11 protein-coding genes are annotated in these 14700 nt (G+C 50.8%); 4 read left to right on the forward strand and 7 right to left on the reverse strand.

Annotation, left to right across the window (positions count from 1 at the left end):
• Positions 1-12 precede the first annotated feature (12 nt).
• Positions 13-2502: a type VI secretion system Vgr family protein gene (locus tag BMX14_RS05690; RefSeq protein WP_092674039.1), complete on the reverse strand. Its 2490-nt coding sequence runs from the start codon at positions 2500-2502 to the stop codon at positions 13-15.
• Positions 2503-3162: 660 nt separating this feature from the next.
• On the opposite strand from BMX14_RS05690, the gene BMX14_RS05700 reads away from it, so the two are divergent.
• Positions 3163-3648, forward strand: coding sequence for a cold-shock protein (locus BMX14_RS05700; RefSeq protein ID WP_092674045.1), 486 nt, complete (start codon positions 3163-3165; stop codon positions 3646-3648).
• A 32-nt stretch (positions 3649-3680) separates the two neighbouring features.
• Here BMX14_RS05700 and araD read toward each other — a convergent pair whose 3' ends face one another.
• From araD to BMX14_RS05715, 3 genes are read right to left on the reverse strand one after another with little or no spacing between them, the layout of a single operon-like run.
• The gene (gene araD / locus BMX14_RS05705; protein ID WP_092674047.1) at positions 3681-4379 is read right to left on the reverse strand and encodes an L-ribulose-5-phosphate 4-epimerase; all 699 of its coding nucleotides are present in this window, start codon (positions 4377-4379) and stop codon (positions 3681-3683) included.
• A gap of 16 nt (positions 4380-4395) precedes the next feature.
• Positions 4396-5901 carry an L-arabinose isomerase gene (araA, locus tag BMX14_RS05710; RefSeq protein WP_092674050.1) on the reverse strand — a complete coding sequence of 502 codons (1506 nt, stop codon included), beginning with the start codon at positions 5899-5901 and terminating at the stop codon, positions 4396-4398.
• Positions 5902-5913: 12 nt separating this feature from the next.
• Positions 5914-7593, reverse strand: a complete 1680-nt coding sequence (locus BMX14_RS05715; protein ID WP_092674053.1) for a ribulokinase — start codon at positions 7591-7593, stop codon at positions 5914-5916.
• Positions 7594-7827: 234 nt separating this feature from the next.
• On the opposite strand from BMX14_RS05715, the gene araC reads away from it, so the two are divergent.
• Positions 7828-8751 (forward strand): arabinose operon transcriptional regulator AraC, encoded by a 924-nt coding sequence (araC, locus tag BMX14_RS05720; RefSeq protein WP_092674056.1) that lies wholly within the window; start codon positions 7828-7830, stop codon positions 8749-8751.
• Between the two features lies 1 nt (position 8752).
• On the opposite strand, the gene BMX14_RS05725 is transcribed toward araC, so the two are convergent.
• Positions 8753-10159: a sugar porter family MFS transporter gene (locus BMX14_RS05725; protein WP_092674059.1), complete on the reverse strand. Its 1407-nt coding sequence runs from the start codon at positions 10157-10159 to the stop codon at positions 8753-8755.
• Between the two features lie 231 nt (positions 10160-10390).
• Between BMX14_RS05725 and BMX14_RS05730 the strand changes: the two genes are divergently transcribed.
• Entirely contained in the window at positions 10391-11404 is a 1014-nt protein-coding gene (locus BMX14_RS05730; protein WP_092674062.1) for a LacI family DNA-binding transcriptional regulator, read from the forward strand.
• Here the strand turns inward: BMX14_RS05730 and BMX14_RS05735 are convergent.
• The gene (locus BMX14_RS05735; protein WP_092674065.1) at positions 11374-12813 is read right to left on the reverse strand and encodes a glycoside hydrolase family 32 protein; all 1440 of its coding nucleotides are present in this window, start codon (positions 12811-12813) and stop codon (positions 11374-11376) included. The genes BMX14_RS05730 and BMX14_RS05735 overlap by 31 nt on opposite strands.
• 208 nt (positions 12814-13021) lie before the next feature.
• Here BMX14_RS05735 and BMX14_RS05740 point away from each other — a divergent pair, with 208 nt between their 5' ends.
• Complete coding sequence (locus BMX14_RS05740) at positions 13022-14257, forward strand: oligosaccharide MFS transporter (RefSeq protein ID WP_092674072.1); 1236 nt, start codon at positions 13022-13024, stop codon at positions 14255-14257.
• Between the two features lie 46 nt (positions 14258-14303).
• Here the strand turns inward: BMX14_RS05740 and BMX14_RS05745 are convergent, their stop codons facing one another.
• Positions 14304-14645 (reverse strand): zinc ribbon domain-containing protein YjdM, encoded by a 342-nt coding sequence (locus BMX14_RS05745; RefSeq protein ID WP_092674075.1) that lies wholly within the window; start codon positions 14643-14645, stop codon positions 14304-14306.
• Positions 14646-14700 lie beyond the last annotated feature (55 nt).

Below are 14700 nucleotides of genomic sequence, written 5' to 3' on the forward strand. Positions count from 1 at the left end.
CTATTCCTTGATTTATTTTTTCAATACGATTTTCAGTCCATCAACCGCTTTTGACATTATTAATGATGAATTGCCTGAGCTATCAGTGACACCAGATAAAATCTTTCCATCCGGCATATGAATATCATAGTTCTGATTTACCAGCGGTTTACCTGTAACGGGGTGGGTAATAACAAATTTCTCATCAAACGTTGATGGCTCAAATGACTTCATCACGCCCTGCATACTACTGGAGCCCGCTTTCTTGATACCCGTATTCTTGATAAGTAGTTTGCCAGGCCCACCAATCTCAACATTTCCGCCTTTGATTTTGATATAGCCGCCGCCGCATATCAGCGTCAGCTCATCCTGTGCCGTCACGACCAGTTTCTTGCCGCTAGAAATATGCGTGTCCTGTGTGGACCAGGTGGTGATATTTCCGCCCTGCGCCTGAATATCAATATCGTTGTTCGAGCTGAATAGTTTTGCACCCTCACGGCTGTACAGACTGAGTTGCTTACCCGCAGCCAGCGTGAAATTCTTCTGGGCCCCGATATCCAGTTGTTTGCCTGCAGTCAGCGTCAGATTATCACTGGCCGATAGCTGCATATCTTCACCACTCACCAGCGCCATCCCTTTCGGTGCACTGCCCAGGATGACCTCTTCATGCAGCTGTTCGATTTTCTGCTTGAGGAGTTTTTGTTGACGGCTGACATCAGCAGCCAGTGCCTGGGCTTTCTGTGCGCTGGCAGCGAGCGATTCCATTTCCACTAATGCTGCTGACAGCCTTGCGAGTGCCGCCCCCATCTCCAGCACTTGACCCTGTGCTTTCGTCTGACCATCAGCGCTGATAAATATCCCTTTCTGTGCCCGAATGGCGCCCCAGCTGTCGGTTCTTAGCTCAAATCCCTCACCGCGCTGTTGCTTATCGCTGTCCACCAGATGCCCGAGATTCAGCTGGCTCTTGCCGCCGTACTCCGTGGAGACCTTGATATGCTCCTGACCGCGGCTGTCATCCAGGCGGATTTTGTTGTTCGCCGGGGTGCGCAGCACGTTACGTTTGTAGTTGCGGAGGGTGACAGGGTCACCGTGTGCCGAGTCGTGCAGTACGCCGGAAATGTATGGTCTATCCGGGTTACCGTCCTCAAAGCCAATCGCCACTTCGGTGCCCGCCAGCAGTGGCAGGTGCAGGCCGTAAGTGTCGCCGGCATAGGGGCGAGACTGGCGGACCCACAGGCTCTCGAACCCGGTCTCCCAGTTATCACGGTCAAACAGCATATTGACGCGATAGCGGCCGTCTTTATCGATGTGGCCGTAGATGTCGTTCTCGGTGGTACTGGTAACGCGGGCCGGTAAGGTGCCGGCCATCACCGGGCGTGAGCCAGGGTCAGGGCGGAAACAAAAATCCGTGCTGTCCGGGATCCCGTCAAACCTGACGCCAAAATCTTCATCACGCCGCGCATGGCTGTGTATCGCCGTGATGATCACGCCTTGAGCAAACACCTCTGCCACGTCGTCACCACCGGTGACTTTCAGCACCTGCCCCGGAGAGAGGGTCGGACAGCTGGTGATGGCATGGATCTGCGTCTGACCATTCAGATAACGTTCATGACGAATGCGAGCATAGAAGGCTCCAGACTCCGGGGGCGGATTGCGGTCATAGGGACTGCCCGCTATTAAATAGTGATCCGCATAGTGATAGGCATCACCATAGGTGGTGGTATCCCCGCGGGTCGCATCGACCTGGGTGTTCAGGTCATCCGTGGCCTGGCGGTAATTATAATCACGGGTGCTGACCTGTTTTTGCACCACGCGATGATGGCTCTCCATGCCCCAGACCGAGTCCGCGCCTTTTGAATGCTGTCCTGATGGCGGAATCGACGGCAGGATCAGGCCTTTCTCGAAACCCTGCTGGCTGTCGTAAAACTCCACCACATCAATGTTCAGGCGCGTATCAGTGGTAAAGCGGAACCAGATACCGACCTCGCCCAACAGACGGGTAATAAAGTGCAGGTCATCCTCGCCGTACTGCATCACCTGCTCACGGCGCGGGTACTCTTTTGTCAGTGAGAACAGAAAATCCTGACCGCGCATGGTGTGACGCTCACGCAGAATTTTTTCCACGATCTGCGGCACCGACATATCCTGATAAATCGCGTTCTGATGCGAGCGGTCAAGCAGCGCCAGGCGTGGCTGCAGCGTCAGGGCATAGTGAGTTTCATCTTTTGAGGTGTTGAGACGTTCAAAGCCGCTCACCACCCCCTGAAGGATGCGCACGGCCTGCTGTATTTTGATGCCGTAACCCTGGTCAACCGGGGCCTGCAGCGTCAAGGAGGCCGCTTTCCTCAGCATCATTTCTTTGCTGAGGGCATGGTCAGAACTGGTGAATTCAATACGGTAACTGAACGGCGTGCTCAGGGACTCTGAGCCTTCAAAGGCCAGCACATCGAGTACAGACTCGCAGTCTTTCACTGCCAGCAGGTGGTGGTTATGGCTAAATCTTAGTGGAAAATGACTGCTCATCCCGACACTCCTTGTGCAAGATCGAACGCGAGTCCAATCCCCTCTTCCTCACTCCAGCTAAGCGTCAGGCGTTGGGGTTTCTGCTTCGCTGCCATGTGGGTCAGCAACTGCTGATTCAGCACCGGCAGGATTTGTTGTTTGAGCAGTCAGTTAATTAACCTGGCAGAAATAAAAAGTATCTATATTTAAACAATTTATTACCCTGATAATATCTAAATGAAACTCTATAGATTTGATTGATATCAATATTTAATAGATTTAAATCCCCATCCCCCACGAAAATAGAGTGGCCCCGTTCATTTGGTCACCTTAGTAGAGGTGATGTTCTCGCCTCAATACAACACGGGGGACTTAACGAATAAGGTATTTTAACGTACCTCTACCCCTGATTTCAGTCTTAAATGTGTACAGCAAATTGTCGATAAGGACGGCTCACCTGGTCAAGCAAGTGAGTGATAAAATTTACCTTAACGCAATTGCCTCACTCAATAATACCCACTAAGCCTTTCATCATCGGAACCGTTTCATTGAGGAATTGCCTCGTAGCAGGATCACTGCCCTTCTTATAATTTCCCCGTTCCCACGCTAAGCGATAGAGTCTTGGTGCAATATGCATTACACTGCGCGCAGTGAAGAAAGTCAGAAATAAGGTAGGACAACATGGCATTAAACGGCACCATCACCACCTGGTTTAAAGAGAAAGGCTTTGGCTTTATCAAAGATGAGATGGGTGATAACCGTTATTTCCACGAGGTTAAAGTCGCTAACCCCGAGTTAATCAAAAAAGATGCGGCGGTCACTTTCGAACCGACCACCAATAATAAAGGCCTGTCGGCCTATGCCGTAAAAGTGATCCCGCCGAGTAAATATCTATTTATTGCCGGTGAGCGTGTCAAACTCACGGCAATCAAAAACTATCGGTTGTACACCGAAGAGGTTCCGGCGAACCAAAGCATCGACAAAGCGAACACTATTTTAAGTGTTGGGATGTTAATGAACACCATTCGCCCTAAAACCGATCAGAGCCCAGATGCTACCCGTACTTTGCGTAAAATCGCTATCACCACCTTCCAAGGGGAAACTTTGGTCTTTAGTGAAGATGAGGTCGATATTGACGAGACGGTGAAACTGCTCAAATTCAAATAACCCCCCCCCCCTCTCTGGCCGACCCTAAAACCCTAGGATTGACCGTAGTAGGCGTGCTTGCCATGTTTTCGTAGATAGTGTTTGTCGAGTAACGTGGCTTGCATAGCCGATAACCGTGGCTGTAACTGCTGGCTGAAGAGTGCCATATAGGCGACCTCTTCTAGCACAATAGCCGTTTCCACCGCATGGGCCGGATCCTTGCCCCAAGTAAAGGGCCCATGGGAATGGACTAAGATACCCGGCATCTCGTCAGGTGGATACTGATGGGCGCGTAGCGTTTCCGCGATCACCGCGCCGGTTTGCCACTCGTACTCCTCGCGGATTTCAGCGTCCTGCATCGCCCGTGTACAGGGGATCTCGCCATAGAAATAATCTGCATGAGTGGTACCGAACGCCGGTAAATGACGCCCTGCTTGCGCCCAAATCGTGGCATGCCGCGAATGAGTATGCACAATACCACCCAGCTGGGGATAGGTAAGATACAGATAGCGGTGCGTGGGTAAATCAGAGGAAGGGCGATAGCGCCCCTCCACTACTTCGCCACTCTCCAGACTCACCACCACCATATCTTCCGCGGTCATGGTTCGATAATCGACGCCAGAAGGCTTTATCACTACCCACTGTCGCGTCTCATCCACCCCACTAACGTTTCCCCAGGTTAAGGTCACCAGATTATGCTGGGGTAAGGCTTGGTTTGCCGCAAACACTTGTTGCTTTAGCGCGTCAAGCATAAGGACTCCTCTCTATTCAACGTTGAAAACGGAAATAAGCGTCGTTCCAACGTAACTGGTCGCGGAAACTTGCTAGGGTGGTGTGCTGATCGATTACCGCCATCTCAATCCCGTAGAGATCGGCTAAGCGACGTGTATCCTCAATGGTTAAGGCCTGACTAAATACGGTATGGTGCGCCCCGCCGGCAATCATCCAGGCTTCAGAGGCCGTCGGCAGATCGGGCTGAGCGCGCCATAGCGCATTGGCGACCGGTAACTTGGGTAGCGCATGCGGGGTCTCGATCGCCTCGACTTGATTGACCAGTAGTCGGAATCGATCGCCGAGATCAATCAGGCTAACGTTGACCGCCGGACCCGTTGCGGTAGAGAAGATTAAACGTGCCGGGTCGGCCTTACCGCCAATGCCTAAAGGTTGAACATCGAGAATTGGTTTATGTGGCGTGGCAATCGTCGGGCAGACCTCAAGCATATGCGAGCCCAGCACTAAATCATTACCCTCTTCGAAGTGGTAAGTATAATCTTCCATAAAAGAGGTTCCGCCCGGTAACCCTATGGCCAGCACTTTCAGCATTCTGACTAAGGCGGCCGTTTTCCAATCCCCTTCGCCGGCAAAACCATATCCTTGTTGCATTAAGCGTTGCACCGCCAGTCCGGGCAGTTGCGCCAGTCCGTGTAAATCCTCAAAGGTCGTAGTAAAGGCGTGAGCCTCACGCTCTTCAAGAAACTGTTTGATGCCCAATTCAATACGGGCGGCATCGATCACATTTTGCCGTTTATCCCCCTTAGATTGCGCCGCTGGGGTGAATTGATAGGTCGCTTCATACTCCTCGATCAAGGCATTGACTGCCCCTTGGCTCACCTGATTAACCCCCGCCACCAGGTCCCCCACGGCCCAAGTATTCACAGAGTAGCCAAAGCGGATTTGTGCCGCGACCTTGTCCCCTTCAGTGACCGCCACCTCACGCATATTATCGCCGAAGCGTACCACTTTAAGAGATTGGGTATCTTGCTTAACAATCGCGGTTCGCATCCACTGCGCGAGGCGCTGTTGGGTTGCGGGTTGCTGCCAATGGCCAGTGACTACCTGATGTTCTCGCTGCATTCTCGCGCCGATAAACCCAAATTCCCGCCCACCATGCGCCGTTTGATTGAGATTCATAAAGTCCATATCAATCTCGCCCCAAGGTAAGGCGGCATTATATTGGGTATGCAATTGTAGCAGCGGTTTATGCAGATCCACTAAGCCATTAATCCACATCTTCGCCGGTGAAAAAGTATGCAGCCAGACCACGATCCCTGCACAGTGAGTAAGATAGTTGGCCTCGCGCGCCAAGGCAGTCACTTCTTGTGGCGTGGTGACCAGCGGTTTTAACACTAACTGGCAAGGTAATCTTTCGGACTGATTAAGCGCATGAACCACCTTTTCACCCTGAGTAAATACCTGCTTTAAGGTCTCTTCGCCATAGAGGTGTTGGCTACCGATCACAAACCAAATTTCATACTGCTCAAAAATATTTTTCATCATTCTCTCCTGCTACGCGGCATCATGTTTGCGCGGATTACGATAGTGTGACTCTACGCTCACCGCCCACTGGCGGTAGCGTTGAAAGAGGTGCTGATAGGCTTCGACATTATCGGGTTGCGGTGATAGCGTTTTCTCAATCCCGCTGGCCATCACGCGTTGAGCACTGGCGATATCGGGATAATGACCCGCTGCTACCGCGCCAAAGATCGCAGCACCCAAGGCACAGCACTGGTCGGAGGCAACGATTTGTAATGGGCGATTCAACACATCGCAGCACACCTGCATAATCGCCGGGTTTTTGCGTGCAATACCGCCCAGCGCCATAATATGGTCGATGGCCACCCCTTGGTCGATAAAACAATCCATAATGGCGCGCGCACCGAAAGCTGTGGCAGCGATCAATCCCCCAAACAACGCGGGTGCGTCCGTCGCCAAGGTTAAGCCGGTGATCACCCCTTTCAGACGCTGGTTGGCAACCGGCGTGCGTCGACCGTTAAACCAATCGATAATGAGGGGCAGGTGGTCAAGCTTAGGATCTCTTTGCCAAGCGTCAGTCAGGTCACTAAGTAGGCGTTGCTCATAGTGTTTAATGTCTGGCACTAAAGCTGGCTGTTGGACGGCCAACTGCTGCAGGGGCCAGCGCAATACGCGCTCGAACCATGCATAAATATCGCCAAAGGCCGATTGGCCTGCCTCTAACCCGATCAATTCAGGTACCACACTTCCTGGAACCTGACCGCAAATCCCCTGAATCGTTTTCTCACCAAGTTGCGACGGCTCAATTGTGACAATGTCACATGTTGAGGTACCAATGACTTTGACAAGCGTATTAGGCTTGGCTCCTGCCCCGACGGCTCCCATATGGCAATCGAAAGCCCCGCCACTGATCACCACTTGCGTGGACAATCCCAGCCTTTCTGCCCAGTCTGCACTGAGCGTGCCGACGGCCTGCTCAGCCGTAGCGGTATCATGATAGAGTGGAAATTGAAGATGTTGAGATAATGTGGGTTCGATTGTCTCGAAGAACTGTTGTGGCGGTAATCCCTGCCAATCGTTATGCCATAACGCTTTATGGCCTGCACTGCAGCGGCCCCTTACCAGTTTTTCGGGGGTTAATTGGTTTGTTAACAGTCCAGGGATCCAGTCGCACAGTTCCACCCACGATGCCGCGTGCTGTGCGACCTGTGGATCGTGGCGCGTAATATGGATAATTTTGGCCCAAAACCACTCGCTAGAATAAACGCCCCCTGTGTACGCGGTATAGTCCACCGCCCCGGCAGCCTGACACTGCGCGGTGATCTCTTCGGCTTCTTGCACAGCGGTATGATCTTTCCAGAGCAAGAACATCGCGTTGGGGTTATCCGCAAACTCAGACCGTAAAGCCAGAACCTGACCACTGGCATCGATCGGTGCCGGTGTCGAGCCGGTGCTATCGACGCCTATGCTGATAACGCTTTGCCGTTGAGCGGGTGTCAACTGCTGCAAAGTGTCAATTATCGCCTGCTGTAACGACTCAATGTAGTCGTTGGGATGATGACGAAATTGTCCATGTGCAGGTTGGCAATAGTGGCCTTGCTGCCAGCGTGAATAATAGGCAACGCCACTCGCGACTTCTGCGCCATTCTCACACTCTACTGCCAACGCCCGTACTGAATCACTCCCAAAATCAAGACCTAAGCTTATAGGCATGATCGGCTCCCCTTTTGCTAAATTCTTTATTCACCTTACGGGACGCCGAGTACCAGGAGTAAGGGCTTGGATGCTGAGGATATGGAGAAAAACGCTATCACCCGATGAAATGTGACGGAGTCCTAATTTTTGCTAAGAGGCATACCCCCTTCTCGGTAAACCTTTCTACTATGCGATAACCCTGATGCAAAAAGATTATCGGTAACCGCCCTATTTCATGGCTAAGGATTAATGATGTTACGGACACTTACCCAGCGTCACACAGCGGAACCCCAGCTCGATCCACTGTTACCAGGTTATTCGTTTAATACCCATCTCGTTGCTGGGCTTACACCGATTGATAAAGAGAGTTATCTGGATTTTTTTATCCACCGTCCTGAGGGAATGAAGGGCTACATCATCAATTACACCTTAAAGGGTGAAGGGATCATCTTAGAAGGAAACACGTCTCACCCTTGTCGAGCGGGCGATCTGTGGCTCTTTTCGCCTGAGGCGGTCCATCATTATGGACGTCACCCTGATGCCCCCTGCTGGCACCATCAATGGGTCTACTTTCGACCGAGAGCCTATTGGCGAGAATGGCTTAAATGGCCATCATTAATGGCACATACTGGCTTCTATCGCCCGCAAGAGAAAGACGGAGAGATTTATAGCACCCTTTTTGCACAAATCATTGAAACAGTAAGTCTTGGTGGACTCTATTCTGAAATGCTCGCGATGAATCTCTTGGAGCAATTATTAATCCGCCGCCAACAATCCGTGACCGACCCGCTGCAGCGACAACTGGACCCTCGCATTCATGCCGCTTGCCAATATATGAATGAGCACCTGAGCGATAATCAGTTGGAAATTAGCGATGTCGCCGAGAGTGTCTGCTTATCCGCGTCACGCTTATCACATCTTTTTCGTCAGCATTTAGGCGTGAGTGTCTTAAAATGGCGGGAGGACCAACGTATTAATCAAGCAAAACTATTGCTAAGTACCAGTCAATTGTCTATTGCCGCGATTGGTAGCAGTGTAGGATTTGATGACCAGCTTTATTTTTCACGGGTATTTCGTAAATGTACCGGTAGCAGTCCCAGCGAGTTTCGAGTGAATCGTAGCCACCAACTGTTAAGCAAAGAAGAAGGCCAGCGCTCATTACGCTGGCCATCCTAAGTTAGACCCCGATATTTCGTAGCTTTTCGCCACGCATCAAGCGTCGCTCGATAAATTCTAGCGTAACATTCTTGGTTTCAGGGATGAGCCAAAGGGTGATAATGATAAAGGCAATATTCATTATCGTGTATAGCCAGAAGGTTCCTGCAGCGCCAATGGCATCCAGTAGGGTCAAGAAGGTTGCGCCGATAATCATATTGGCGACCCAGTTGGTGGTAGTCGAACAGGTGACGCCAAAGTCGCGACATTTCAGTGGTTGAATTTCTGAGCAGAGGATCCAGACAACGGGTGCGGCGCTCATCGCATAACCGGCAATACAGAGCATGGTCATGCCGACAGAAAGCCAAGGTAACAGCGGTGACGCATGACCTTGCTCGAATAATTTTAAGCAATAACCCAAGACAAAGGTACCGAGCGACATCACACAAAAACCGATAATTAAGGCCGGCTTGCGCCCCGCTTTGTCCACCATGAAAATAGCGATAAAGGTAGCAAACATAAAGGTCAGCCCTACCACTAAGGTCGCAATCATCTGCTGCTCAGTGGTGGTAAAGCCCGCCATCTTAAAGATCCGCGGCGCATAGTACATAATGATATTCATGCCCGTGAATTGCTGCATCGCTTGCAGCAACATACCGAGGAATACCACGCGGCGTACGTTACGGTTTGCTAAAAACAAGCGCCAGCCACCTTGTTTGATGCGTAAGCTTTCGCGAATTTCATCTAGCTCATGACGCGCCTGGGCGGAACTGTCGCGTAACAATCGTAACACCTTTTCAGCTTCACTATCTCTGCCCTTTTCCGCTAACCAGCGGGGACTGTTAGGTAAGAAGACCACCATAATAATGAGTGCTACTGCCGGGAAGGCCAACACCCCGAGCATCATCCGCCAGTTTCCTGAGTAGCTAAATGCGGTATCAGATAAAAAGGCCAGTACAATCCCTAAGGTGACCATTAATTGGTACATGCTAATCATCTTGCCGCGAACATGCTCGCTCGCCATCTCCGAGAGATAGAGCGGAGCGGTATAAGAGGCGATACCCACCGCCACCCCTAATAGCACACGCGCGATCAATAACAGTTCGATATTGGGTGCTAATGCAGAACCGATTGAGCCGATGGCAAACAAAATTCCACCGATCAATAAGCTGTATTTGCGTCCTAGATGAAAAGATAACCAACCATTACCCAGCGCGCCGATAGCCGCTCCCAACATCATGCTACTGACGACCCACTCTTGTAACCGATTACTGAGCGTAAAATGATCAGCAATGAACGGCAGCGCGCCAGCGATTACCCCGATATCTAATCCAAACAGTAGGCCAGCCACTGCGGCCGCCACAGAAACAAATAGGGTCATTCGACGCGTCTCCTGCCCCCCTTTTTTAGTCGTCTCAGCAATATTCATGATTTATGCCTATAGCGGTTATGAAAACGTCTCCACCTTAAGCCAATCTGCAACGGCTGATCAGAGCAAGAAACTGCGAAGATATGGACAAAACAGCTGTCACTTCACGTTTTGTGATCTCCCTTGGAGTTCGGCAGATTACGAAAGGCTATAGGATCCACCACACTGACTATTTGCTGTGCCCGGTTTGGCTTTTTGCTAGACTAACGGCAAGCATAAAAAGGGGATGATATGGCTTCACTTAAAGACGTTGCTCAGTTGGCAGGAGTATCAATGATGACGGTATCCCGGGTGATCAATAATGCCCCGCGTGTTACTGCTATGACCCGTCAACGCGTAGAAGAAGCCATTAACACGCTACATTACGTGCCCGACCTGTCGGCACAGAAAATTCGCGGGCAAGCCAATAGGCCCCGTACTCTTGCCGTACTGGCTGAAGATACCGCCACCACCCCTTTCTCTGTTGATCTATTGTTAGCCATCGAGCACACCGCGCAGCGGCTCGGTTGGAACAGCTTCATCATTAATGTTTCTGCGGTGGGTGACAGGCAACGCGCCGCCCGCGAGGTGTTGGCACACCGGCCTGATGGCATTATCTACACCACTATGGGGCTTCGGAAAATCCGGCTCCCCGAGGCATTACTTGGGCTACCAGTGGTATTAGCCAACTGTATATCGGATGATACGCACCTCGCCAGCTATATTCCTGATGATTATCATGCGCAGTATCAAGCCACTCAATATCTACTCGCACGTGGCTACCAACGTCCTCTCTGTTATTGGTTACCCGAAAACGAGCTTGCGCCGACGGCCAGGCGGCAAGGCTTCGAGCAGGCGTGGTTTGACGCCGGTAAAAACTTGGACGAGGTGACCCAATGCCATATGCCGAAAGGCGATGAGGGATATTTACAGTTGGCTGAAGTACTGGCGACGCATCTCACGCCCCCTTCACTCGCCCACGATGTACTGATTTGTGGTAATGATCGGGCCGCATTCGTGGCTTACCAGCAACTGCTGACAATGGGAGTCAAGATCCCGCAAGATATCGCGGTGATCGGTTTCGATAATCTCGTGGGGGTAGGTCATCTATTTTTGCCGGGATTAACCACCTTACAGCTGCCCCATTACCAAATTGGCGAGCAGGCGGCTCGCCATCTTATTGAACAGTGGGACAAACCTGGCGTTCATTCGCTGGCCTGCCCACTGTTAGAGCGTCACTCTATCGCCGACCGTAACGGCCAGTAGTGCAGCGTATCAACTGCCACGTCTCCGCCTTGACTAAACAGCTTAAGCTGGCGGTCACCCTCGGTGGGGTAAATCCGGCTACTGAGAACCGCTTCACCGTCATTGATAAACACCTCGATCGAGGAACGATCGATATAGATCTGCCACTGCATCGCGGTGGCGTCGCTTATCTCGACTCGCCGTGAGTCCACTAGTCCCTCCGTCGAATAGTCACGCGTCAGTGATAAACGTCGTTCGGCAACCTGATAACTTAAGGTGAGGCCCTGACCTATTTTCAGACCAAAGGCCGTGGCGCTAACTCGCTGGAGATCCCAATGAAGACTCACTTCTGCTGCCTCTACTGACTCTTGCAGCAACTTTTCCTCGATAAGTAACTGAGGTGGCCAGTAGCTACCCTCGCCGCGTAGATTCTGTAGCTCGCGAATTGGACGCTGCCGCAGTAGTCCCTTTTCTTCCGTCAACTCACGCGGCAGCGTAAAACATCCACACCATCCCTCGGCCTTAGTTGGCATCGGTGACTCCCACATATCCATCCACGCCATGATAATCCGGCGGCCATCCGCGGCGACAACACTTTGCGGTGCATAAAAATCGTGGCCATGATCGAGCTCTTTAAAGGCTTGCTGATCGGTAAAATCGCCTCCCGCAGACCAGTGTCCGGTAATTATCCCACTCTGAAACAGATTCATAAATCTGTCGCCCTGTGCGGCGATCCCCTGAGGGGAACAGAGCAGATAATGATGCCGCCCCAGAGCAAAGAAATCCGGACACTCCCACATATAGCCCTCACCGGCGTCAGCCTGAGCTAAAACACGGTCGAAGGTCCATGCTGTCAAGGAGTCGCCGCGATAGAGCAACACTTGCCCCCGCTGCTGCGTGTCGCGTGCGCCTATCACCATCCACCAGCTTCCTGCCTCATGCCACACCTTCGGATCGCGAAAATGCATAATACCTGCTGGGGGCTGTAGAATGACGCCTTGTTTAGTGAAAGTGATGCCATCTTGACTGGTAGCTAAACACTGAACTTCACAGATCTGACTGTCGTCTCCGACCTCGCCCAACCAACGATGCCCAGTATAAATTAACGCTAATTGGCCATTATCGACCACCGCACTGCCAGAAAAACAGCCATCGCGATCCGCTTCGCTGTCTGGGGCTAAGGCTATCGGCTGATGATGCCATTGCACCATATCATCGCTGGTGGCATGGCCCCAGTGCATCGGCCCCCACTCCACACTAAAGGGGTGATGTTGATAGAAAGCATGATAACGTCCGTTGAAATATACCAGTCCATTAGGGTCATTCATCCATCCGGCACGAGGGGCAAGGTGAAATTGGGGGTAGTACTGGTTGCGGCGCAGAGGATATCGCGCGTCTAACGCCTGTTGGCCCTGTTCTAACGTATTCATAGCAAGCTCCTAAACTGAATTACTGCCATTGTTAACGTTAACCTGCCGAACTGCAAAGAGATCATCATCTTAAAATGTGCGTTAAGTCACATATGTTAACGTTAACCAAGGATAAGTGTGATGAAGATTACGCTTTCGCACTCGGCATATTCTCAAAGCGTCAAAACAGCGTATCACTATCCCTAATCGACGCATTTGGGAGTCTATGATGGTGCTTTCAATCCCTTTTAAAAACCCTAATTACCGCATTGCCTCGGGCTATTCTGCCCTTTTCTTTATTTGCTGGTCGCTATGGTGGTCGTTATATGCCATCTGGTTGAAGCAGCGTATCGGCCTTACCGGCGCGGAGCTGGGAATGCTCTATGCCCTGAATCAAACCACCAGTATCGTCTTTATGCTCGGTTACGGCGTGATACAAGATAAGTTGGGTTTACAAAAAACCTTGATGTGGGTGATCAGCGCAGCACTGGTGCTAACTGGCCCCTTTATGACCTTTATCTACCAACCTCTGTTGCTCAATGCATTCTACGTTGGGGCAATCATTGGTGCGCTATTTCTCGGTATTGGTTACTTGGCTGGCTTTGGATTGGTGGAAGCATTTTCTGAAAAGATCAGCCGTCATTTCCATTTTGAATACGGTACGGCAAGGTCATGGGGTTCGTTAGGTTACGCCTTGGGGGCGTTTGTGGCGGGTATCCTGTTTAGTCTTGATCCTAACCTTAACTTTTGGCTAGTTTCACTGTTCGGCGTGGGCTTCGCTTATCTTAATTTTCGTTTTACCCCACCCAGGCAGGTGATCCAGCAGCAGAAAACGATTACTCGCCAAGATTTTACCGCCGTGCTTAGCGATAAACATTTTTGGCTGTTCGTCATATTCGTTATTGGGACATGGTCATTTTATAATATTTTTGACCAACAGCTATTCCCGATTTTTTATACCCAGCTTTTTAGCTCGGCGACCTTGGGGGCAAAAGTTTATAGTTACCTGAACGCGTCACAGGTGATCCTTGAAGCCTTATTTATGGCGATCACCCCGCTTTTAGTTAACCGTATCGGCGCCAAAAATGCGTTACTATTGGGCGTAATGATTATGGCGGTAAGGATTTTCTCCTGTGCGGTCAGCGTCAATCCCTATCTGATTTCAGCGGTAAAATTGCTTCATGCTTTAGAAGTCCCGCTATGTGTGATTGCAGTATTTAAATACAGTACGCTCTACTTCGATAAACGCCTCTCATCAACGATTTTTTTGATCGGCTTTCAAGTGGCCAGTTCGATCGGCGTAGTCGTCATCTCTTTTCCGCTCGGTGCGTTACACGACCAGTATGGTTACCAACACCTGTTTTGGATCATCTCAGCAATAGTCAGTGTCATGCTGCTGTTTGGAGGGATATTTTTAGGGAGACGCAAATCGCCGCCGCTAAGGGATAAGGAAGTGACACTGTAACGAAAACCACCCCATATTCATGATGACTCTGGGGTGGAGCTCACTCTTAACTATTCTTTTTCACAAACTCTGATTTCAATTTCATCGGCCCAAAGCCGTCAATTTTACAATCGATATTGTGGTCACCTTCAACTAAGCGGATACTTTTGACTTTAGTCCCGATTTTAAGGGGCGTGGAGCTACCTTTCACTTTTAAGTCTTTGATGACGGTCACCGCATCGCCATCACTCAGTAAATTACCATTAGCATCTCGAACGATGAGTGTCTCATCATTTTCTAGCGAGGCAGTGGTAGACCATTCGTGACCACACTCAGGACAGTTTAGTGTACCCTCGTTTTCCCAGGTAAAAGTCGATTGGCATTGGGGGCAAGGAGGAAGTGCTTGCATGAAAAACCTCATTCAAAAAATAAAAACCCTATACTTTGTGGGTATAGGGTAACTC

The sequence above is a fragment of the Rosenbergiella nectarea genome (genome assembly GCF_900111105.1).
GTDB lineage: Bacteria > Pseudomonadota > Gammaproteobacteria > Enterobacterales > Enterobacteriaceae > Rosenbergiella > Rosenbergiella nectarea.